This window comes from Carnobacterium mobile DSM 4848, from assembly GCF_000744825.1.
In the GTDB taxonomy this organism is placed as follows: Bacteria; Bacillota; Bacilli; order Lactobacillales; family Carnobacteriaceae; genus Carnobacterium_A; species Carnobacterium_A mobile.
On sequence record NZ_JQMR01000001.1, the window covers coordinates 615,297 to 637,834 of the forward strand.

At 36.8% G+C, this 22,538-nt stretch carries 21 protein-coding genes and 1 riboswitch; all 21 genes read right to left on the bottom strand.

Going from position 1 to position 22,538, the window contains the following annotated elements:
- Positions 1–118: 118 nt before the first annotated feature.
- A complete protein-coding gene (locus BR87_RS02765) occupies positions 119–394 on the bottom strand; it encodes an HU family DNA-binding protein (RefSeq protein ID WP_035028350.1) in 276 nt (91 codons plus the stop codon).
- 290 nt (positions 395–684) lie between these two features.
- Entirely contained in the window at positions 685–1,998 is a 1,314-nt protein-coding gene (gene der, locus BR87_RS02770; protein ID WP_035028353.1) for a ribosome biogenesis GTPase Der, read from the bottom strand.
- A 201-nt stretch (positions 1,999–2,199) separates the two neighbouring features.
- Positions 2,200–3,432 carry a 30S ribosomal protein S1 gene (gene rpsA / locus BR87_RS02775; protein ID WP_035028356.1) on the bottom strand — a complete coding sequence of 411 codons (1,233 nt, stop codon included), beginning with the start codon at positions 3,430–3,432 and terminating at the stop codon, positions 2,200–2,202.
- A 160-nt stretch (positions 3,433–3,592) separates the two neighbouring features.
- Positions 3,593–4,267 carry a (d)CMP kinase gene (gene cmk / locus BR87_RS02780; protein WP_035028359.1) on the bottom strand — a complete coding sequence of 225 codons (675 nt, stop codon included), beginning with the start codon at positions 4,265–4,267 and terminating at the stop codon, positions 3,593–3,595.
- A gap of 67 nt (positions 4,268–4,334) precedes the next feature.
- A complete protein-coding gene (locus BR87_RS02785; protein ID WP_035028362.1) occupies positions 4,335–4,952 on the bottom strand; it encodes a LysM peptidoglycan-binding domain-containing protein in 618 nt (205 codons plus the stop codon).
- 62 nt (positions 4,953–5,014) lie between these two features.
- Positions 5,015–6,460, bottom strand: coding sequence for a RecQ family ATP-dependent DNA helicase (locus BR87_RS02790; RefSeq protein ID WP_035028365.1), 1,446 nt, complete (start codon positions 6,458–6,460; stop codon positions 5,015–5,017).
- Positions 6,453–7,520 carry a YpbB family protein gene (locus tag BR87_RS02795; RefSeq protein ID WP_035028367.1) on the bottom strand — a complete coding sequence of 356 codons (1,068 nt, stop codon included), beginning with the start codon at positions 7,518–7,520 and terminating at the stop codon, positions 6,453–6,455. The genes BR87_RS02790 and BR87_RS02795 overlap by 8 nt, the downstream gene beginning before the upstream one ends.
- Positions 7,521–7,707: 187 nt before the next feature.
- Entirely contained in the window at positions 7,708–8,292 is a 585-nt protein-coding gene (locus tag BR87_RS02800) for an ECF transporter S component (protein ID WP_035028370.1), read from the bottom strand.
- Between the two features lie 137 nt (positions 8,293–8,429).
- Positions 8,430–8,553, bottom strand: a riboswitch (FMN riboswitch).
- 76 nt (positions 8,554–8,629) lie between these two features.
- Positions 8,630–10,444 carry a sensor histidine kinase gene (locus BR87_RS02805; RefSeq protein WP_035028373.1) on the bottom strand — a complete coding sequence of 605 codons (1,815 nt, stop codon included), beginning with the start codon at positions 10,442–10,444 and terminating at the stop codon, positions 8,630–8,632.
- A gap of 8 nt (positions 10,445–10,452) precedes the next feature.
- A complete protein-coding gene (locus tag BR87_RS02810; RefSeq protein WP_035028376.1) occupies positions 10,453–11,175 on the bottom strand; it encodes a response regulator transcription factor in 723 nt (240 codons plus the stop codon).
- A gap of 160 nt (positions 11,176–11,335) precedes the next feature.
- Positions 11,336–12,073, bottom strand: coding sequence for a pseudouridine synthase (locus BR87_RS02815; RefSeq protein ID WP_035028379.1), 738 nt, complete (start codon positions 12,071–12,073; stop codon positions 11,336–11,338).
- A 31-nt stretch (positions 12,074–12,104) separates the two neighbouring features.
- Positions 12,105–12,692, bottom strand: coding sequence for an SMC-Scp complex subunit ScpB (scpB, locus tag BR87_RS02820; RefSeq protein WP_035028383.1), 588 nt, complete (start codon positions 12,690–12,692; stop codon positions 12,105–12,107).
- A gap of 4 nt (positions 12,693–12,696) precedes the next feature.
- Positions 12,697–13,455, bottom strand: coding sequence for a segregation/condensation protein A (locus BR87_RS02825; RefSeq protein WP_035028386.1), 759 nt, complete (start codon positions 13,453–13,455; stop codon positions 12,697–12,699).
- Between the two features lie 3 nt (positions 13,456–13,458).
- The gene (locus tag BR87_RS02830; RefSeq protein ID WP_035028388.1) at positions 13,459–13,884 is read right to left on the bottom strand and encodes a RibT protein; all 426 of its coding nucleotides are present in this window, start codon (positions 13,882–13,884) and stop codon (positions 13,459–13,461) included.
- A gap of 54 nt (positions 13,885–13,938) precedes the next feature.
- Positions 13,939–15,252 carry a diaminopimelate decarboxylase gene (gene lysA, locus BR87_RS02835; protein WP_035028391.1) on the bottom strand — a complete coding sequence of 438 codons (1,314 nt, stop codon included), beginning with the start codon at positions 15,250–15,252 and terminating at the stop codon, positions 13,939–13,941.
- A 170-nt stretch (positions 15,253–15,422) separates the two neighbouring features.
- Positions 15,423–16,244, bottom strand: coding sequence for a purine-nucleoside phosphorylase (locus BR87_RS02840; RefSeq protein ID WP_035028394.1), 822 nt, complete (start codon positions 16,242–16,244; stop codon positions 15,423–15,425).
- Between the two features lie 28 nt (positions 16,245–16,272).
- The gene (gene deoB / locus BR87_RS02845; RefSeq protein ID WP_084683554.1) at positions 16,273–17,442 is read right to left on the bottom strand and encodes a phosphopentomutase; all 1,170 of its coding nucleotides are present in this window, start codon (positions 17,440–17,442) and stop codon (positions 16,273–16,275) included.
- 136 nt (positions 17,443–17,578) lie between these two features.
- The gene (gene xerD, locus BR87_RS02850) at positions 17,579–18,469 is read right to left on the bottom strand and encodes a site-specific tyrosine recombinase XerD (RefSeq protein ID WP_035028397.1); all 891 of its coding nucleotides are present in this window, start codon (positions 18,467–18,469) and stop codon (positions 17,579–17,581) included.
- 150 nt (positions 18,470–18,619) lie between these two features.
- Positions 18,620–19,498: a CvfB family protein gene (locus BR87_RS02855; RefSeq protein WP_035028400.1), complete on the bottom strand. Its 879-nt coding sequence runs from the start codon at positions 19,496–19,498 to the stop codon at positions 18,620–18,622.
- Positions 19,499–19,709: 211 nt separating this feature from the next.
- Positions 19,710–21,467, bottom strand: coding sequence for a pyruvate kinase (pyk, locus tag BR87_RS02860; protein ID WP_035028402.1), 1,758 nt, complete (start codon positions 21,465–21,467; stop codon positions 19,710–19,712).
- Between the two features lie 48 nt (positions 21,468–21,515).
- Entirely contained in the window at positions 21,516–22,478 is a 963-nt protein-coding gene (gene pfkA, locus BR87_RS02865; protein ID WP_035028405.1) for a 6-phosphofructokinase, read from the bottom strand.
- Between the last annotated feature and the right edge of the window lie 60 nt (positions 22,479–22,538).

The following is a 22,538-nucleotide window of genomic DNA, read 5'->3' on the forward strand; positions in this document are numbered from 1 at the left end:
CATGGCTTTCCACAAGCAACCCCGTAGTCCGGAGGAAATTTTCTTACGAACGTCAGAAAATGAAGAACCTATAAAAACAGCAAAAACCCCTGATTTCTCAGGGGTTTTTAAGTACAGATTATTTAACTGCATCTTTAAGTGCTTTACCTGGTTTGAATGCAGGTACTTTGCTTGCAGAGATTTGGATTTCTTCCCCAGTTTGAGGGTTACGTCCTTTACGAGCAGCACGATCACGAACTTCGAAGTTACCAAAACCAATGATTTGTACTTTTTCGCCTTTGCTCAAAGTTGCTTGAATAGTTTCGAAAACAGCATCTACTGCTGTAGTTGCGTCTTTTTTAGTCAATCCTGTTTCAGCAACAACATTTTCTATTAATTCAGCTTTATTAGCCATGTATATTTCACCTCCCTCGAAAAGAAGAATAGATGCTTTTTTTAAGAAGCAAATAAACATCATAATTTCATTTTTGAGTGGTCCAAAAATGAAGCAATGCGAAATGCTCTATTAGTCATCTAAATAACATTTCATTTAAAAAGATATCATACAAATGCCGTTCCTGCAATGATTTTCATTGCTTTTATCGTAATTTATTGGCTTTTTATCTTTAACTGTTTAAATGTTTGTATCGCTCAATTAAATGTGTTAGAATACCAACTTTGCTTTTTCAAATTCAGTCACTGCCTTTATTTTCGTTGGCGAGTAAGAATTCTAATTGGTGTACCTTCAAACACAAAAGTATCACGGATTCGATTTTCAAGAAAACGTGCATAAGAAAAGTGCATCATTTCTGGATCGTTCACGAAAACAACAAAAGTTGGAGGTTTCACAGCTACTTGTGTAGCATAATAAATCTTCAAACGTTTTCCTTTGTCTGTAGGCGTTGGATTCATTGCTACAGCATCCATGATGACATCGTTTAAAACAGAAGACTGTACTCGTAACCGTTGATTTTCGCTGACGAGTTTAATCATTTCAGGCAGCTTATTTAATCGTTGTTTCGTTAACGCAGATACAAAAACAATTGGAGCATAACTTAAATAAGCAAATTCCTTACGAATATCTTTTTCAAAATCTTTCATCGTACTGTTATCTTTTTCAAGAGTATCCCATTTATTTACTACGATAATAACGCCTTTTCCAGCCTCATGAGCGTATCCAGCGACTTTCTTATCTTGTTCTCTAATGCCTTCTTCAGCGTTCAATACAACTAGAACGACATCAGAGCGTTCAATCGCCCTAAGAGCTCTCAACACACTATATTTTTCAGTTGTTTCATACACTTTACCGCGTTTACGCATTCCAGCTGTATCGATCATAACAAATTCGGTGCCTTCAGCGTCTACAAATTCGGTATCGATTGCATCTCGTGTTGTTCCAGCTATATTAGAAACAATTACACGATCTTCACCCAGCATAGCATTAACAATAGACGATTTTCCTACATTGGGTCTGCCAATAAGGCTAAATTTAATAACAGAATCATCATACTCTTCTTCTGTGTCCTCAGGAAAATGGCTGATCGCTGCGTCTAAAAGATCTCCTATTCCTAAACCATGACTGCCTGAAATAGGAAACGGTTCTCCTAAACCAAGGGTATAAAAATCGAATATTTCACTGCGCATTTCAGGGTTATCTACTTTATTAACTGCTAGTAACACAGGTTTATTCGTACGGTATAAAATCTTCGCTACATTTTCATCGGCATCTGTGACGCTTTCTCTTCCACTGGTAATAAAAATAATGACGTCTGCCTCTTCCATTGCGATTTCTGCTTGGTGCTTGATTTGTTCAAGAAATGGTTCGTCTCCCAAATCAATTCCGCCTGTATCAATCAGATTAAACTCTTTGCCCAACCATTCAGCCGGAGCATAGATGCGGTCACGCGTAACGCCTGAAATATCTTCAACAATAGAAATTCTTTCGCCTACAATGCGATTAAAAATAGTTGATTTGCCTACATTTGGACGACCAACGATGGCGATAACTGGTTTTGCCATTGATTTAGCCTCCTTCTTTTTATTTCTTATTCTTTTAGTTAGTTTATAGAACAAAGCTTGAACTTGCAAGCTTTTGCTGAACAAAACTGATTAAAACAGTAAACTTCAGCTACTTTTTTAAGCTATTTCTCATTTTAAGACAGAAAAAATGACATGCAGCTCGCTTACACCGCATGTCTGTTTTCTCTACATTAGCGTTAATTATTTTTCTTCTTCAGCATCTTCTGTATCAGAAGTAATATCCGATAATTGATCGCCAAGAATGTCACCTAAAGTAAATCCAGTATCTGATTCCGGTACTTCGTAATCAGTTGTTTCTTCTTTTGCTTCTTGATATGGTTTTTCTTCTAAAGCTTTAATACTCAAAGATAAGCGTTGATCATTAGGGTTAACATCTAATACTTTCACTTTGATTTCTTGGCCTTCACTTAATACCTCATGCGGTGTTGCAATATGGTTATGTGAAATTTGTGAAATATGCACCAAACCTTCTACGCCAGGGAAAACTTCTACAAATGCACCGAAACTTGTTAGACGTTTAACGGTTCCATCTAAAACAGAGCCTACTGCTGCACGTTCTTCAATGTTGTCCCATGGTCCAGGTAAAGTATCTTTGATAGATAATGAAATTCTTCCAGTTTCTTCATCGACAGAAAGAACTTTTACATCAACCTCTTCCCCAACTTTTAAAACATCTGCTGGATTTTTAACGTGTTCGTAAGAGATTTGGGAAATATGGACAAGTCCATCTACTCCGCCTAAATCAATGAAAGCTCCAAAATTAGTTAAGCGGGCAACTTTCCCTTTAACCGTTTCGCCTTCAGTTAAATTCTGCATGATCTCTTTTTTCTTCAACTCATTTTCAGCTTGTAAAACAGCTTTATGAGAAAGGATCAAACGATTTTCACTAGGTTCGATTTCCATAATTTTAAATGCCAACGTTTTTCCTTTATAACTTGAAAAATCATCAACAAAATGAACATCAACCATTGAAGCTGGAACAAAACCGCGAACCCCTGCATCAACGACTAAACCGCCTTTAACCACTTCTTTGACAGGAGCTTCAATAATCGTTCCTTCTTCAAAATCTTTTTGGATTTTTTCCCATACTTGTTTAGCATCGATCCGGCGCTTCGATAGTAAATAGCTGCCGTTTTCTTTATCTTTAATTTCTTTTATTACGACTAAATCAACTACATCACCTACATTGACAATTTCTGTCACATCTTCAAAAGGTGCAGCGGATAATTCGTTATTAGGAATAACGCCTTCAACGCCTCCGCCGATAATGCCGACGATAGCTTGTTTATTATCTTGGATTTTTAGAATTTCTCCCTGAACAGTATCGCCAATATGAATTTCTTGTACGCTGTTTAATGCGTCCAGCATTGACTCTTGTTCTGTTGCTTCGTTATTACCTATGTGATCTGTCATGTTTTTGTCCTCCTATTTTAGCCAAATAAATCCTTCTCTACTTATTTTAACCAATTTTCTAAAATAATGCCACCAAAACACCTACAAAAAACTAAGTCTAAACTGATAACCACTAGATTCTTTCGTTGTTGCAAACCATTTGATCCCTATTCAAGGACAGTCAGCTTACTTTTTCAGCGATAATGTCTTTGATTTTTTGAACTACTTGTTCGATCCCTAGACCAGTAGTATCCACTAAGATCGCATCTTCTGCTTGTTTCAACGGAGAGACCGTACGATGCGAGTCCTTATAATCCCGTTCTGCAATTTCTTGTTTTAACGTATCTAAAGGTGTATTTACACCGTTAGATAGATTTTCTTTATAGCGTCTATCTGCTCGTTCATCCACACTTGCAACCAGAAAAATCTTCACTTCAGCATGTGGTAAAACAGCTGTACCAATATCGCGTCCATCCATCACGATTTTGCCTTGATCGGCAATTTTCTTTTGTCTTTTCACTAATTCTTTTCGTACTTCGCTATGGGCTGCAACAACAGACACTAAATTCGTTACATCTGGTTGTCGGATAGCTTCTGTTACTTCTACGTGATTGACAAATACTTTTTGTTTTTTTTCAGAAGGTTCAAAAGATAATTCCATTTTTTTCAATAAACTGACTAAAGCTTGTTCATCTGTAGGATCTATTTTAAACTGCAAGGCTTGGTAAGTTAACGCCCGATACATCGCTCCTGTATCACAATAAACATATCCTAAATCTTTAGCCAGTATTTTAGCTACGGTACTTTTTCCAGCAGAAGCTGGTCCGTCTATAGCAATCATTATTTTTTTATCCATTGTTAGCCTTCTTTCTGTTTTCACATTAAAAGCCGTCCTAAGACGGCTTTTAATGACATGTTTTTACTTATTTTACTTTTAACACTGTTCCTACTGAAACTTCATCGCCAGAAATGCCATTTAAAGTTTTTAATTCTTCAGTTGTCATTCCATGATTTAAAGCAATACGATAAAGATTATCTCCAGCTTTAACGGTATACGTTCCGCCTGTTTCTTCTGGTACTGTTTCTGGTTCATTTTCTTGAACACTTTCAACAGGCTCTTCTTCTGGAGGTGTTTGAACTGGAACATCAGCAATGTCCTCTTCCGGTTCAGATTCAACCGGTTGTTCTACAACACTACTTTCTTCTGAAGATTCGGTATCTTTCTCGCTTGAACTACTAGAACTGTTCTTTTCAGAACTTGATTCAGTACTGCTATTTTGTGTGATCGTTATTTTTTCTTCATCCGGCTTTAATTCTTCTGCTTGACTGCCGCTATTAACATACCAAAGATAAGTTGCTACTGGCAAAATGATCAGCAAAGCTAAAAATATAAACAGCGAAGTTACTATCGGAGAAATTCCTCCTTTGGCTTTTTTACGAGCTATTCTTGACTGATTATCGCTCTCTAAGCCGTCATCGTTATCAAATTTACGAGACCAAATTTCATCATTCTGGTTTTTTTTAGATTTTTTTCCAGCCATCAACTATTCCTCCTAAAGATAATTCGCTTTTATTGTAACATATTTTAATTCAACTTGCTTTATTAATTCGTTAACAAAAATAATTTTGTTAGCGCTTTTTCCCAATTTTTCTCTTTGGTCATTTTACTTTGAAGGTATTCTTCTTGATTGCTCCAAAAACATTCTTCATCTAAACCACAGCTGGAACAACAGTTGAACGGTTTCTCCATTAAAGACTCATTAAAATAATGAAGAATATGGACTCGTTTGCATTCCGTTGTTTGAGCATAGTGGACCATGTAGTCTAGTTGTCTTTCTTTTTGTATTTTCCGTCCCATTATTTGTGATTTAGCTTCTTCTAATGGAACATGTGATAGCAGATAATTTTCAATGATTTGTTTCTGTGTACTGCTGCAACTTCCTTCAATGATTTTTTTATGCCGGTAAGCATACTCTAACATAGCCGAAGTGGGTAAGCCATCTTCTTGCAAGCGCAACTGTAAAAACTGATCTCCAGCTTCGAATAATAAGATAGCCACACTTGGTTTCCCATCCCGGCCGCTTCTACCTACTTCTTGCAGATACGCTTCAACGCTGGCTGGTAAATGATAATGGATAACAAAGCGAATATTTTCTTTGTTGATTCCCATTCCAAAAGCACTAGTGGCACAAATAATATCAATTTCATTTTGGATAAATTGTTGCTGTATTTTTATTTTATCATCATTTTCAATATCAGAATGGTAACTTTCAACTGAAAATCCAGTTTTACTTTTGAGCCAACCCGCTACTTCATCCGCTTTTTTCTTACTAGAAAAATAAATAATGCCCGGTTTAGTCAACTGGTTGATTTGGTTTAAGAGTTGTTCGTTTTTATCTTGATAACAGCTAATAGTAGAATAGGCAATATTAGGACGGTCCACAGAATAAAGGATTTGTTTTGTTTTAGTTTTATCTAAAAATAAAGAGGTTAAAATCTCTTCACGAACGATTTCAGTTGCAGTAGCCGTTAAAGCCATTGTTAAAGGTTCTCCTAATTCTTTACGCGATTTTCCCAATTCTAAATAGTCCAAACGAAAGTCCATCCCCCATTGAGAGATACAATGTGCCTCATCAATAGCTAATAACGAAATTTCTTGCTGTTTAAGCTGGTTCAACACATATTTTTGCTGAAGCATTTCTGGAGAAAGAAAAATAAATTTATATTGAGGCAAATGATTTAATATCCATTCTTTTTCTCGTTTATTCATTAAACTATTGATAGCCGCTACTCTTTTTTCTCCCATCATTTTCATTTGTTCTACTTGATCTTGCATTAAAGACAATAATGGAGAGACAATCAGAACAATTCCATCCAAACAATAACCAGTGAGTTGGTAACAAATTGATTTTCCGGTACCTGTAGGCAGCATCACTAAGGTATTGTCGCCTGATAATGCAGCTAAGATGGCTTCTTCTTGCCCTTCACGAAAGGAGGTATAGCCAAAACGCTGATACAACATTTCTTTGATTTGTGTGTGTTTATTCATTGCGGTGGTTCCTTTCTATCTGAGCTAATCGATACCACAAAAAAAGAATTTCAGGTCTTTTCTCTACAACTTCATGATACGCAATTGTCGGTTGCTCTTCCAAAAGTTGTTTTACTGTATTAAAATTTTTTTCAGACAAAACCAAGGATAAGTCGAATGCCGGTTCCACAATATACAGTTCAATGGTATGTTCCGATACTGTACTAAATTTTAACTGGCGTAATTTGGCTGTTTCTTCGAGAGAATGTCCCTCTAATAGATAGCTTTCGGTAACGATTGCGCTTTGCGTGATCCCGCGGTATTCTTTATTGATTGCTTGATAAATGGAATGAAATAAAGGAACCTCTTGCTGCTGTTCTTCTATTACTTTCCAGATCCAAGATAGAGAATCTAGTAAAAGCAATTCAATCTCAAATGAATCTAACTGATAAGAATCAGCTAATTGTTGTCGTGTCTTGCCGATTTTATGATGGCCTGACAGACAATCCACAATTAGTTCAGCATTTAATGATGGCAACTGCTTCAATAGCAAGATCCATTCTTTACCAAATTGTTCAGCCAGCTCTTGTTTGTTTTTTGATTGCTGTTTCAGCCATTTTTTTAACCACATTTGTTTTTCCCACTCTTTTTCAATCGGCAAATAATGACTGTTGTGGTAGCGTGACTCAGATAGCACTTGCGTAATCAGCAGAATAATCCGCCAAAATTGTTTAAGCGCTGTACCGTTTGACAATAGGTTTAGGTGAACAGGATACGTATGATCCGAAAAGTATTGTTGACAATACAGCCAGCCTTCTTCTGTTAAATAATACTCTTCTTTAACTTCAGCTTTTTTGATCAGTCCTAAGCGGTCTAATTTCTCTATTATGTAGTTGAATTGTTCTCTCTTAAGTTTTGGAAACAAAGAAAAGTAAGAACTCAATTTATAGTGCTGGGCATTATAAAGAATAGAAGCGGTTCTCTTCCCCGTAACGATATGGTAAAGCGTTGCGCCTTTTTTTGAAATCGTTCTAGAAAATAAGGATAAACAGAAACTTTCAAGATAGGTTAATTTATGCAAATTTTCTAGCCTCCTTCTACTGGTTCTTTTAAACCAGTTACTTTTTGCCAAGTTATATTATCCCCAATAACTCATCTGGTAAACATAATATACCAAAAAACGGTTCTGAATACTTTATAATTCTTTAGAACATCAAAAAATGATTCCGCAATTTTTCACGAAATCATTTTTAGTAAGACAAATGAAGTTATTTCAGACAACTTGCTTCAGATAATTGATTTTTAAAAATCCAAGGTTTCATTTTAGCAAAGAGAGCTACAAATACAGTGCTGACAATAATTCCTTTACTTATATTGAATGGAACAACACCATAAAAAACGTATTGTTGTACTGGCCCAACGTTAAAGTTTAACACCGCAAAATAAAGCGGGATTAACACATAGGCGTTTAAAAATGACAAAATGGTAGTCAATGAAACAGTTCCTAGTACATTTGCCAAAACAATATTTTTAGTTGTTTCCGTTTTATTGCGCATCACGTAATAGATCGGTAAGCAATAAGCAATGGAAGCTATTAAACTTGCAGTATCTCCAATCGGATATCCTGCATCTCCACCAGTTTGAATATAATGAAGAATGGTTCGTATGAAAGCTACTCCTATTCCGGCACTTGGTCCGTAAATAAACATTCCAAGTAAAACAGGTATATCGCTAAAATCGATTTTCAAAAAAGAAACACCTGGAATAATTGGAAAAGCAAAAAACATTAAAACAAAGGCTACAGCAGCCAGCATTGAAACCCCGACTAACTTTTTTGTACGACTATTTTGCATAGTAAATCCTCCTGAAAGGATTCATCAGCATGAGCATTCTTGGGCTTACTTAAGAATTTGATCCAAAAAAATATGCTCGTCTAATTTCTCTTCAGAAAATTAAACAGAGCATATGAACACGTTCGAATTCAAATAAGCCCCATCTTCTTTATCCAGACTTTACTGTCGGTACTGGAATTAAACCAGTTCAACCAGATAATGCTATCTAGCTCGTGGACTATACCACCGGTCGGGAATTACACCCTGCCCCTGAAGACGAATCTATTATTTTTTTAGTACTTTTCTGTACTATTAAAGTATACAATGCTTTGTTTCAATTTGCAAGGCTTACTTTCTTTTAGTCAGCTTCATCAAGTTCTTCTATATAAGGAAAGTGAATCCTAAAACTGGTGACTTTGTTAGGCACGCTGATAACTTCAATATATCCGCCATGTTCCTCAACGATATTCTTGACAATAGACAACCCAATTCCAGTACCTGTTTGGCTGCTTTTGCTAACGGTTCTTGACTTATCTGCTTTATAAAAGCGGTCAAAGATATAAGGTATATCTGCTTCTGCAATACCCGGACCATTATCAATTACTTCCATTTGTACCTCATCCGTGATTTTATCTTCATGCACCCATAGTTTCACATGAGCATCATTTCGTTCGGACAAAGATGCGTGACGGATGGCATTATTGATTAAATTAACAAATACTTGGTTCATTTTATCTTCATCCATATAATATTTTTTTACAGAAGGTTCAATTTCCAAGCTCAAATGAACTTGATTTTTTTCTGCCATTCTATTGAAACGAGACAAAATTTTCATGAAAAAGGCTTCTAAATCTACTTCAACTGGAACTAAATCAATGTATCCTGCTTCCATTCTAGATAAATCGAGCATCTCATTAACTAAACGGTTCATTCGTTTAGATTCATCTCCGATAATACTAGCCATTTCATGTTTTTCTTCATCTGTTTCCGCTACATCATCTAGAATGGCTTCACTATACCCTTGAATCATCACTAAAGGTGTCCGTAATTCATGAGAGACATTATTAATAAAGTCGACCCGCATTTTATCTAAACGACGTTCTTTTGTTAAATCTTGCAGGGATACTAAAACACCACGAACATTTTCTAAGTCTTCATCAAATAAAGGAACCAATGAGATTTGAAAATAAAAGTCATTGATCATCGTGTCATGATAAACCTTTTCTGATTTGTTAATGACTTCATCAATTTTGTCTGCTAAAAAATCGGGTAAAGACTGTTCCTCAGTCCCCTCACCATTGTTCCAATTACGCAAAAAGTTTTCGCCTAATGGATTGGACATCAATAGGGTCTTATCTTGATTGTAATAAAGAATTCCGGTAGAAATAGAAGAAACAATATTTTCTAATAATTCTTTTTCTTGGCGCGTTGCAGTTCCAGTAGTTTCTAATGATTTGCGCATTTTATTCATTGCTAACGCCAATTGTGAGAGCTCGTCCTTGAAGTTTATAGGAGCTTCTTGTGAAAAGTCGTTTTTAGCGTATTCAAACGCGATATCTCTTAACGTATTTAACGGTTTGCCTAAACGTTTTTGTAAATAGTAGAAAAATAAAACAGATAATATTCCATAAAAAATAAAATTAATTAGGGTCCACTGGTTCATTTTTTTCTCAGTTTCGTTTAAAGAAGCTAAATCAACAAAAGAATACAACGCACCTTTTTTTCCATCTAACGTAAAATTCTTTATCCGAAACATAAAAAGAGTGTTTTGATTCGAACCAATTTTAGTCTTGCTAATTATCTGAGTATCTCTTCCCATATTTACCGCCTGTGTTACATCTTCATTAGCTAACAACTTCTTTTTGGTAGTGGGCACTGAGGGATCAGTGCCAGTATAGGAATCCGTTACGAGTTGGCCATCTAGATAAACCTCCATAAATAAGTGAGTATCATGTGCTTTAAGTTTGTCTAAATTTTCAATCAAAAAATGTGGTTCTTTTTCTAGATACCCCTCTATTGATTCAATGGACTGTTCATAATCTGCTAGATAGTTTTTTTCTATGTTATTTTGATAAATTCGTCCATATATCTCATTAGTTGTAATAAAACAAAAACCAATGATAAACATTGTGATGCCCCATGTTCGAATCGTAATGCTGTTTAATTTACTCATATATTAGCCTACTTTTTTTCTTCCGAATAAGAATTAAATTTATAACCTAATCCCCAGACAGTCACAATCATTTTTGCAGCTTCTTCAGATTGTTTAGATAGTTTTTCGCGTAAGCGCTTAATGTGGGTATCAACTGTTCTTAAATCACCAAAAAATTCGTATTTCCATACTTCACGCAAAAGCTGTTCTCGTCCAAATATCTGATCGGGTGATTGAATAAGATACAACAAAAGATCGTATTCTTTCGGTGTTAAGTTAACCGGCTTGCCCTCTGCTAAAACACGATGAGATTGATTATCAATTTCAATATTAGGCGTAACAATTAAATTAGGATTTTCTTTTTCTTTCTCTTTCTCCACATGTGTTCTTTTTAAGACAGCAGAGACGCGCAAAACGACTTCTCGTGGGCTAAAAGGTTTTACGATATAATCATCTGCACCTACTTCGAATCCTTGGATCCGATTAATTTCTTCTCCTTTAGCAGTCAAAATCATAATAGGCGTTTCTTTGTGTTCGCGTAATTTTTCCGCAAATTCAATGCCATCCATTTTAGGCATCATAAGATCCAAAAGGATTAAATCATAGTCATTTTCCAATGCCAATTCCAATGCTGCTTCTCCATTTTCTGCTTCAGTGATCACATAGTTTTCGCGCTCTAAATACATTTTTAATAAGCGGCGAATCCTTTCTTCATCGTCTACAATCATTAAGTTTAGTGTTTCGTTTTCCACTGTTTCTGCACCTCCAACATTAAATCCCTTACCAATCTGTTCAATCTTAATTATACACAACTTCCATTTTTGCATATAGTCATAAGTCTTTTTATATGTAGTTTTAGCCCCAGACTAAGAACATGAATAGTGCTATCGCTAGTCTGGAGCAGCTTTTATATTAGTTTATTTCTTTTTTATTTTGCTCCACTAAATTGCGTAGTTGATTAATTTCAAATGATTTCAGCTCACGCCATTCTCCTGGACGTAATCCAGACAAATTCAAAGTTCCGTATGTTTCTCTTTTTAATTTTTGAACAGGGTGTCCGACGGCTTTAAACATATTTTTTACTTGTTGGTTCCGTCCCTCATGGATCGTTAATTCCACCATGGAAACATTTTTGATTTTATCAGCAGAAAGCAGTTTAACTTTTGCCGGCGCTGTCTTTCTCCCCTCGATCACGATCCCTTTTTCTAGTTTGCTTAATGATCGGTTATTAATCAATCCCTCAACTTTTGCAACATATGTTTTATCAATATGAAATTTTGGATGCATCAGCATTTGCGAAAGCTCTCCGTCATTCGTTAAGATCAATGCTCCAGTTGTGTCGTAATCCAAGCGGCCAACTGGATAAATACGTTGTTCCACTTGAGGAAATAAATCAGTGACAACCTGCCGATCTTTATCATCAGAAACAGCTGAAATCATATTTCTCGGTTTATTCAGTAAGAAGTAAACCGGTTCTTCCCGGTCGATTGGAATACCGTCGACTTCTACTTTGTCTGAATTTCCTACTTGCGTTCCTAATTCTGTCACTACTTTACCATTTACTTTAACATGCCCTTTAAGAATAAGTTCTTCCGACTTTCGCCTAGAAGCTACTCCAGCATGAGCCATTACTTTTTGCAATCTTTCCATATTTACCAGCTACCCCTTAACGATCAATTTTTTATTCATTATCTGTTTCTGAAAATTGTTGACTAAATCGTTCGAAAAATAAGTCGGATTCAGTTTCAGCAGAATGTTCTTCTATTTCTGTTAGTTTTGGCAAATCAGCTAATTCCTTTAATCCAAAGTAGTCTAAGAAATAACGGGAGGTTCCATATAATATCGCCCGGCCCGGCCCATCAACTCTACCTTTTTCTTCGATCAAGTCTCTGATCACCAGCTTTTGGATCGCCCCGCTTGTTTGTACTCCCCGTATTTCATCAATTTCCATTCGAGTTAATGGTTGTTTATACGCAATGATCGCTAATGTTTCTAACGCAGCCTGCGATAAATTAGTTGACAATGGCGAAACTGCATATGACTTGATCACGTCAGCGTATTCTTTTTTGGTTGCCAGCTGGTATTGCTCCCCAACTTCTAACAACATTAAGCCTCGTGTCAGCGAGGTATCGCATTCTTTTTGCAGTTGCATTAAGAGTTGATAGGCTTCTTGTGTCGAACAAGATAGAATCGAAGCAATCTCTGCTAAAGATAATCCTTCATCTCCTGCAACAAAAAGCAAGGCTTCAATAGCTGCTGTTTCATTCATCCTCTCACACTCCTTGTTCTTTTGCTGCATATATCAAGATTTCTCCGTATTTTTCTGCTTGCTGAAATGAAACGGTTTGTTCTTTGATTAGTTCAAGCAATGCCATGAAAGTTGTTACCATATCTTTCTTTGTTGGTTCTGTAAAAAGATCGGTAAATCGTATTCCTGTTTTGCTTGAAGATGAAGACACACTAGTTAAAATAAACGCCATTTTTTCACTGATCGTCACCTCTTCAGCCATGACTTTAGTTTGGAGAGGTGCTTTATTCAGCCGCTTTGTCACTAATTTTTGAAAAGCTACTACTAAATCCAATGTACTGATTTTCAATGGTTCAAGTGGAACATTCTTTTGTAATTGGTCTAAATTTTGCGGTTCTTTTGTATAATACTGACTGCGTTCTTCTTCTTTTGTCTTTAAGACCGCAGCAGCTTTTTTATACTTTTGGTATTCCAATAACTGTTCAACTAAGGCGTCTCGAGGATCTTCTCCTTCTTCAATCAATTCAAGCTCCGTATCTAAAACTAGTTCTTGTTTCGGCAAAAGCAGTTTACTTTTTATTGCCATCAAGGTTGCAGCCATAACTAAATAATCGCCTGCAATATCCAGCTCCAACACTTTCATCGTTTGAATATACGTTAAATATTGAGAAGTGACTTCAGCTATAGGAATATCATAAATATCGATCTCTAAATGCTGAATCAAATGAAGCAGTAAATCAAGCGGTCCTTCAAAAGCGTCAATTTTTACATTTATCTCCGACATCGCTCAGTCTTCTTTCTTTGGGTGTTCCGCATTTTCTACTCGTTCATTGGATTCAGTCTGGTTTTGTTTTTTAGCTTTTTCGTGCTCCCATTTAACAATTAACGGACTTGTTTCCAATGTTCCGATCACCTTTTTTTGAGGAAAACTTTCATCCAATGCTTCAAAGATTTTGTAGCTGAGGCCTTCATTGCGAAATGACGGATTGATAGAGATGTGTCGCAACAAAATCAATTCTTCGCCCATTTCTACACCGGCAACTGCAATAATATCTTGCGTTTCTTCTCCGCGCCATAGATAAAGTTTGCGATTTTCTTCTTGCTGATACCATTCCAATTCAGACTGTAAACGCGAGACATCTTTCAAGTCAGGTATAAAAGAAAGTAGTCCCATAGTAATCTTTTCATAGTCATTTTTGTATTCGATTAACATTTCCATCCTCCTAGAGATCTTCGAGGTTCAAAAAGCAAGACGTGAAGAAATGCTTTAAATTAGCGAACGTTCTAATCTCATTAAATCTCTATAGCTTTCTCTTTCAATTGCTAAGAATTCTGATCCATCTTCAACAAACACAACAGGCGGTCTAGGAATTCGATTGTAGTTACTGGCCATTGCGTATCCATATGCACCTGTGCTGAAAACAGCTAAAATATCTTTAGACTGGACTTTAGGCAAAGGCAGATTCCAAATCAGCATATCTCCAGATTCACAGCATTTTCCAGCAATTGAATACAACTCATCAATTTGATCATTCACACGATTAGCGAATACGCCGGTATATTTAGCATTGTACAATGCAGGTCGGATATTATCTGACATTCCTCCATCAATCGCTAAATAATTGCGTACATCAGGAATGGACTTTTGCGAACCGGTTTGATACAACGTGATTCCAGCATCGCCGACTAAACTTCTGCCAGGCTCGATCCAGATTTCCGGCATATCCAAATTCAAGTTTTCTGTCAACATTTCAACTTCATCAATAATTGTATGAATGTATGTGTCAATCGGCAAAGGTTTATCTTCACTCGTATAACGGATCCCGAAACCACCGCCTACATTCAATACTTTTAAGTCAAAGTTTAATGCGCTTTTCCATTTTGCTGCTTGCGTTAAAACTTTATCAATAGCTAGATTAAACCCTTGTGTCTCAAAAATCTGAGAACCAATATGACTGTGTAATCCAATTACCTCAATAAACGGCATATTTATGGCTTGTTTAACTGCCGCTTCTGCTTGTCCATTTTCTAGATCAAAACCAAATTTCGAATCATTTTGCCCTGTAGAAATATAGTCATGTGTATGTGCTTCTACACCAGGTGTCACTCGGATCAGTATGTTCGTTTTCTGTTTACGTTCAGCAGTCAATTCATCTAACCTATACAATTCATGAAAATTATCAACTACAAAACAGCCGACATGATAATCCAAACCTGCAATAAGTTCATCATCTGATTTATTATTGCCATGGAAATGGATTTTTTCACTAGGATAATCTGCTTGAATGGCCGTATAAAGCTCTCCTCCTGATACTACATCAAGAGACATCTTTTCTTGTGCCATCAATTGATAAATAGCTAAGCAGGAAAAAGCTTTACTTGCATATGCCACTTGGGCAGCTACTTTTCTTTTAGCAAAAGCTGCTTTGAATGCACGCGTCTTCGTTTTAATATAGGCTGTATCATAAATGTAGACTGGCGTGCCATACTTTTCAGCCAAATCAACACAATCGACGCCGCCAATCTCCAAGTGATTTTTTTCGTTTATTTTCATTGTGCCTGTTAATAAATTTCCATCCATTTATTGTCCTCATTTCAACTTTTCCCGGAATTTTGCTCTTCCTACTTTAACACAAAATTTATTTTTTCTCAACGCAACAAAAAGAACCCTGCTTCCTAAAAAGAGGGCTCCTTTTGACCTTTTCAATATAAAACCGAATCGAAAAGCAAATTTAGTTAATAGAACACGGGTTACAAAGCTGCTAATATGTTTTTGATAAATAATTTAAATGTTACTTTCACACGTTCCGTTGTCTCAACGACTTCTTCATGATTAAGAGAAGCTTGCATACCTGCTGCCAAGTTGGTAATACATGAAACGCCTAATACTCGTAAGCCAGCGTGTTTAGCAACGATTACTTCAGGAACAGTCGACATGCCGACTGCATCTGCTCCTAACAACCGAGCCATTTTTATTTCTGCTGGTGTTTCATAAGTAGGACCAGAAAAACCGATATAAACGCCTTCTTTTAAATCTAACGCCATTTTTGCAGCGACCTCTCTAGCAGTTTCTTGATAAGCTTTGTCATAAGGTTCGCTCATGTCCGTGAAACGTACCCCTAACGACTCATCGTTAGGGCCCATTAGAGGATTTGCACCTGTATAATTGATTTGATCGGTGATCATCATCAATTCTCCCTGAGTAAATTGTGTATTGATACCGCCTGCCGCATTAGTGACGATCAGTGAATGTACTCCTAACTCTTTCATTACTCTGATTGGAAAAGTAACTTCTTGTAAAGAATACCCTTCATAATAATGGAATCGGCCTTGCATCGCTAAAACATATTTACCGCTTAATTTGCCATAAACCAATTGTCCGGCATGTCCGGTAACAGTCGATACAGGAAAATGCGGAATATCTCCATATGAAATGATAATGGGATTCTCAATCTCATCGGCTAATTCGCCTAAACCTGAGCCAAGAATCAAACCAAATTCAAGTGTTTGAATCCCTTGTTCTTTAATAAATAAAGCTGCTTGTTGAATTTTTTCTCGTAAAGTTGCTGTCATGATGACACTCCTTTTTTCCTATTCTCTCTTACACTAAATGCTTTAAAAAGCTTTCGCCGAATCCGGTGCTCTCCACGCCAAAATTATCAGCAATCGTTGTGCCAATGTCAGCAAAATGTCCTTGAGGTAATTCTCCCCGTTCTTTCATTGATGGAGAGTAAGCCAATAGCGGAACATATTCTCGAGTATGGTCCGTCCCCGGAGCGATTGGGTCATTTCCGTGATCTGCAGTAATCAGCAATAAATCGTCTTCTCTTAACTGTCCGACAATTTCTTCCAACCGCATATCAAATTCTTCAATGGCTTTACCATATCCTGCTACATCACGGCGATGGCCGAATAAAGCATCGAAATCAACTAAGTTTAAGAAACTTAACCCTTCAAAATCTTGGGTCATCACTTTCAACAATTGGTCGACTCCATCCATATTACTCGTCGTTCTAACAGCTTCTGTTACTCCTTCGCCGTTATAGATATCATTGATTTTACCAATAGCAATAACATCTTTTCCTGCTTCACTCAAATAGTTTAACACTGTTTTTCCAAATGGATTTAATGCATAATCATGACGTCCGCTTGTTCGCTTAAAGTTTCCTGGTTCTCCTACAAACGGGCGAGCAATGATACGTCCAATCATATAGGGGTCTTCTTTCGTTATATCCCGAACATACTGACAAATTTTATATAGTTCTTCTAATGGAATAATTTCTTCGTGTGCTGCAATCTGTAAAACAGGGTCAGCAGAAGTATAAATAATCAGATCTCCTGTCTTCATTTGGTGTTCACCGTATTCGTCAATGATTGCCGTTCCGCTGGCAGGTTTGTTCGCTACGATTTTACGCCCTGAAAAGTCCTCGATTTTTTGCAATAATTCTTCTGGAAATCCATTAGGGAAAACGCGGAATGGTGTTTGGATATTTAAACCCATGATTTCCCAATGTCCTGTCATGGTATCTTTACCAACCGATACTTCTTCCAACTTCGTATAGTATCCGACACTGTCTGTTACACTGCGGACTCCTTTTAGCGGACGAATGTTTCCTAGTCCTAATTCTTCTAGATGCGGAATAGTTAATCCTACTTCTTGAGCGATATGACCTAATGTGTCGCTGCCCACATCATTAAATTTTTCAGCATCAGGAGCTTCACCTATTCCGACAGAGTCCATGACGATTAAATGTATTCTTTTATAAGACACGATGTTTATCCCCCTTATTCTTGAATATCTACGCCTTTTATTATAATCAATAAACTTGAAGAATGCGAGAGAAAACTAAAAGAACTTGTTTCTTTTCAAGTTTGCCGCTACACATCGTTCGTCTAAACTGAGTGCTTCAAGCACGTGGATGGTATGTTTTATAAACAGATGACATCCGGTGCGTTGTGATATGCGTATAGATTTGTGTAGTTGATATATCAGAATGTCCCAACAATTCTTGAACTGTCCGTAAATCTGCTCCATTTTCTAATAAATGCGTGGCAAAAGAATGACGTAAAGTATGTGGAGTCACTTCTTTTTCAATGCCTGCTTTTTGAACCATAGCTTTTAGATTTTTCCATATTCCTTGTCTAGTCAATTTTTGTCCATGGTGATTTAAAAAGACATATGACGAACGATTATTAGGTCGTTCTAGTCGGTTTCGACTATGCTGCAAATAAGTTTCAATCCATTTAATGGCTAAATCTCCTAATGGTATAATGCGTTCTTTATCGCCTTTTCCAATAGTTTGGATCAAACCAAGCGAAAGATGCAAATCATCTAATTTCAACTCGGTCAATTCTGAAACACGTAAGCCTGTTGCATACATGGTTTCAAGGATCGCTCTGTCTCTAATCCCTAACGTTTCACTCGTATTTGGGGTTTCAATCAGCCGTTCTACTTCCTTCATCGATAAGATTTTCGGCAATGTCTGTGCTTTTTTAGGCGTATCAATGTGCAGCATTGGATCCACCGAAGACTTTTTTTCTTGCTTTAAAAATTGATGGAATTGTCTAAGAGTTGAAACCATCCTAATAATAGTACCCGCTGATTTTTCTTCTTCTTTCATTTGTTGTAAAAAGGCTAATACGGTATATCGGTCTATATCATTCCATTGATCCAACTTTTGTTCTTTTAAAAAGCAGGTATATTGCTTTAAGTCACGTTGATAACTTTGCGTTGTGTTTTTGGATAAACCGCGTTCAATTGTCAAAAAACGAATATATTCTGCTAACTCTTCTTCCATTTTAAATTTTCCTTTCAACCAATTTTTTATTTCAGATGAGCGAGACAAGTTCGTCCTATCTCAAAAGAAATGTATACCTTCCAGTCGTATAAAAAAGAGCAAAAACGTTTGCCCTTTTTATTTTTTATTCAATTTTACCTTAGCTGGTTCTTATTTTTGGTCTTCATTCGTTGCTTCAACTAATCTTGTTTCGCCATCTTGTTGAACAATTTTTCTTTGTTTCATCAGATTCCCTAAAGCACGTTTAAATTGAGCCTTGCTAATGCCGAAACGTTCTCTAATTTCATTTGCATCGCTTTTATCTGTATAAGGGAAACTTCCAGTAGGTGTACGTTCCAAAATAGCCAACAACATTCCTGCATCATCACTGATTGCTTCATGAGCACGCGGCATGAGTGAAACATTCAAGATTCCGTCGCTTCTGACTCCGATTACACGACCTGAAACAACTTCCCCCAAACGCGGTTCATCTTTTCTTTCAGATGGATGGACAAACCCTAAATAATTGTCTGAGGTAAGGATATAGGTTCCAACTAATTTCAAGCGATAAGCAGTACCTGTAATGTTCTTATTGTTTAATCCTTCATCTCCTTTTTGAGATAAAGATTCGAAAACAGATTCAGGTGCTTGTTTTCCCCACATGCGATCTTTTTCATCGACTTGAATAGTGATCAATAAACGATCCCCTTTTTTTGGCCAAAGGTGTTTAAGTGTCGGCAGTTCATCCAACGAAACAACTACTTCTTTATCCGGCAATCCAATATCCATAAAAACGCCTAAATCTTTACGTGTTTCACTCACTGTAGCCCAGCCAAATTCGCCAACTCGTACGGCTGGTATCTCTTGAGTGAGCATGGTATCTTTGTTCATCGCTACATAAGCAAAACCTTCAACTGTGTCTCCTAATTGGTAATCCATTGTTTCAGTTTTCGGCAGTTTATAAGTTACGCCGTCTTTTTGAATAAAATAAGCTTTTTCATTTATATCAGTCACAAGTCCTGTGATAACATTTCCTAAAGATTTGTTCATTTATTTTTCCTCCATATTGGTCAAACGTTTTTTTACTCTTTTTTTTCTAATCCACTCGCTAAATGAATAAAAGTTCTTCATTTAACTTACGTCCCTAACTAGTTTACCATAATTTTATTATGTCATCTAGAAAAGGAATTAAAAAAGCTCATAAAAAGATGTCGTATTCATCTTTTTACGAGCCCTTTCTTTAAAGTTTTTTATTTTTACATTAGATAGCTGTTGTCGCTCCACGATAGACAATTCCACGACGAGAATCAACTGTAATCAATTCATCTGATAGAATAAGTTTAGTAGCGTCTTCTGCTCCTACGATCACTGGGATTCCCATAGCAATTCCAATAACAGCTGCATGGCTTGTTAAACCGCCATTTTCTACAACAATCGCTGCAGATTTTTCAATAGCTGGCAAGTATTCTTTGTCTGTTGTTTTCACTACTAATATTCCACCTTCAACAGCTTTTACATTAGCTTCTTCGGCAGAAGATACAACAACTGCTTTACCAATAACTGCTTCAGAACCCACACCTTGGCCGTTTACTAATTTAGAACCAATTAATTGGATCTTCATTAAGTTAGTTGTACCACGTTCTCCAACCGGCACACCAGCTGTAATGATAATCAAGTCTCCTTCTTTAGCAAAGCCGCCTTCTTGAGCGATAGTCGTTGCTAAATTAAACATATCATCAGTAGACGATGGTTTTTTAGAAACTGTTGGGTAAACGCCCCATGAAAGAGCTAATCCGCGCATTTGACGTTCAGAGAATGTCACTGCTACAATGCTAGATTTCGGACGGTATTTAGAAATCATTCGAGCTGTATGGCCAGATTCTGTAGCTGCAACGATAGTATGGATATCCAAATTACGTGCTGTGTGGCCAACTGATTGTCCAATCGCTTCAGTCATGTCTGTTTGGCTATATGCTTTCAAAGCAAATGCATCTTGATTGACCAATGCTTCTTCTGTTCGAACTGCAATGCGTGACATAGTTTGAACAGCTTCAATTGGATATTTACCTGCAGCTGTTTCACCTGAAAGCATAACTGCATCACTGCCGTCAAAGATAGCATTTGCAACGTCATTTGCTTCTGCACGAGTCGGACGCGGGTTTTCTTGCATTGAGTCTAACATTTGTGTAGCTGTAATAACAGGTTTACCTACTTGGTTACATTTTTGGATAAGCGCTTTTTGAACGATAGGAACTTCTTCTGTAGGAATTTCAACTCCTAGGTCTCCACGTGCAACCATTAAACCATCTGAAACTTTTAAGATTTCGTCAATGTTATCAACGCCTTCTTGGTTTTCAATCTTAGGAATGATTTGAACATGTGTCATATCTTCTTCTTCAAGAATTTCAGTGATTTCTAATACGTCACTAGCACGACGTACGAAACTTGCTGCAATATAATCAATATCATTTTTCAGACCAAAACGAATGTCAGCAGCATCTTTGTCAGTGATTCCTGGCAAGTTAACGGATACCCCTGGGACGTTAACTCCTTTTTTATTTTTTAATACTCCAGCATTTTTAACTACAGATACTAATTCATTGTTGTCATGATCAATATCCGTAATTTCTAAGTCGATCAAACCATCATCCAAAAGGACATGAGAACCAGGATGTACATCGTTGATTAAATCAGCATACGTAATGGAGAATTTTTCTTTTGTTCCTTCAACTTCGTTCATCGCTATACGAACAACATCACCAGTAGCGAATTCTACACGGCCGTCTTTCATGTTATGTGTCCGAATTTCCGGTCCTTTAGTATCTAATAAAATAGCTACCATTTTTCCGGTAATATTAGAAGCTTCGCGAATATTTTTAATACGCGCACCATGTTCTTCGAAATCGCCATGTGAAAAATTTAACCGTGCAACGTTCATTCCAGCTTCAATCATTTCTACTAAAAATTCAACGGATTCACTAGCTGGTCCAATCGTACATACTATTTTTGTCTTTTTCATTCTGTAATCTCTCCCAATAATCGTTTTTTTAGATATTATCTACATTTATTAATAAGAAATTTCTTGGTTCAATTTATAAAGAGAAACATCAGGCATATGTTTTTGACCTTGTAGAATATCTTCAAACTTATTCTCAACAATATCATTGCCGATCATACCCAATACTAAGCCGCCTTTGCCTTCTTTCAATAAATCAACAGCTTTAGCACCAAAGATACTTGCAAGAACACGGTCGCGTGCAGTTGGAGAACCTCCACGTTGAACATGTCCTAAAACAGTTACACGAGCATGATGGTCACCGTATTCTGCTAATCTGTCAGCAAAATCATTGCCCTTCATTACACCTTCAGCCAGTATAATGATACTGTGTTTTTTACCACGTTCACGGCCTTTTTGGATGGTATTAGCGACTTCTTCCATATTAAATTCTTTTTCTGGAATAATAATTTGCTCTGCTCCGCCAGCAACACCTGCCCACAAAGCGATATCTCCTGCATTACGTCCCATTACTTCAATAATAAAAGTACGAACGTGACTTGTTGCAGTATCTCTAATTTTATCAACAGAATCTAAAACTGTATTAATGGCTGTATCAAAACCGATACAAAAGTCAGTTCCTGGAATATCGTTGTCAATAGTTCCCGGCAATCCGATAGCTGGAAATCCATGTTTGGTTAGAGCCAATCCGCCGCGGTATGAACCATCTCCGCCAATAACGACTAGGCCTTCAATTCCAAATTTTTCTAATTGCTCGATTCCTTTTAATTGTCCTTCTTCTGTTGCAAATTCTGGGTAACGAGCTGAGTAAAGGAATGTACCTCCATGTGAAATCTTATCCCCTACATCTCTTCGTGTTAACTTACGAATGTCTCCTGCTACTAAACCAGCATACCCATAATTAATTCCGTAAACTTCCATCCCTTCATAGAGACCTTTACGGACAACTGCGCGGACAGCGGCGTTCATTCCAGGAGCGTCCCCTCCACTTGTTAAAACAGCGATACGTTTCATATTAATAACCCACCTCATCAGTGTATTTAGTATAAAAATGATTTTCAAGATAAACCTTGA

Bases quoted from the DNA above. Each gene is read 5' to 3' on its own strand.
- BR87_RS02765 (WP_035028350.1), bottom strand. From the start codon at position 394: ATGGCTAATAAAGCTGAATTAATAGAAAATGTTGTTGCTGAAACAGGA.
- der (WP_035028353.1), bottom strand. From the start codon at position 1,998: ATGGCAAAACCAGTTATCGCCATCGTTGGTCGTCCAAATGTAGGCAAA.
- rpsA (WP_035028356.1), bottom strand. From the start codon at position 3,432: ATGACAGATCACATAGGTAATAACGAAGCAACAGAACAAGAGTCAATG.
- cmk (WP_035028359.1), bottom strand. From the start codon at position 4,267: ATGGATAAAAAAATAATGATTGCTATAGACGGACCAGCTTCTGCTGGA.
- BR87_RS02785 (WP_035028362.1), bottom strand. From the start codon at position 4,952: ATGGCTGGAAAAAAATCTAAAAAAAACCAGAATGATGAAATTTGGTCT.
- BR87_RS02790 (WP_035028365.1), bottom strand. From the start codon at position 6,460: ATGAATAAACACACACAAATCAAAGAAATGTTGTATCAGCGTTTTGGC.
- BR87_RS02800 (WP_035028370.1), bottom strand. From the start codon at position 8,292: ATGCAAAATAGTCGTACAAAAAAGTTAGTCGGGGTTTCAATGCTGGCT.
- BR87_RS02805 (WP_035028373.1), bottom strand. From the start codon at position 10,444: ATGAGTAAATTAAACAGCATTACGATTCGAACATGGGGCATCACAATG.
- BR87_RS02815 (WP_035028379.1), bottom strand. From the start codon at position 12,073: ATGGAAAGATTGCAAAAAGTAATGGCTCATGCTGGAGTAGCTTCTAGG.
- scpB (WP_035028383.1), bottom strand. From the start codon at position 12,692: ATGAATGAAACAGCAGCTATTGAAGCCTTGCTTTTTGTTGCAGGAGAT.
- BR87_RS02825 (WP_035028386.1), bottom strand. From the start codon at position 13,455: ATGTCGGAGATAAATGTAAAAATTGACGCTTTTGAAGGACCGCTTGAT.
- BR87_RS02830 (WP_035028388.1), bottom strand. From the start codon at position 13,884: ATGTTAATCGAATACAAAAATGACTATGAAAAGATTACTATGGGACTA.
- lysA (WP_035028391.1), bottom strand. From the start codon at position 15,252: ATGGATGGAAATTTATTAACAGGCACAATGAAAATAAACGAAAAAAAT.
- BR87_RS02840 (WP_035028394.1), bottom strand. From the start codon at position 16,244: ATGACAGCAACTTTACGAGAAAAAATTCAACAAGCAGCTTTATTTATT.
- xerD (WP_035028397.1), bottom strand. From the start codon at position 18,469: ATGGAAGAAGAGTTAGCAGAATATATTCGTTTTTTGACAATTGAACGC.
- BR87_RS02855 (WP_035028400.1), bottom strand. From the start codon at position 19,498: ATGAACAAATCTTTAGGAAATGTTATCACAGGACTTGTGACTGATATA.
- pyk (WP_035028402.1), bottom strand. From the start codon at position 21,467: ATGAAAAAGACAAAAATAGTATGTACGATTGGACCAGCTAGTGAATCC.
- pfkA (WP_035028405.1), bottom strand. From the start codon at position 22,478: ATGAAACGTATCGCTGTTTTAACAAGTGGAGGGGACGCTCCTGGAATG.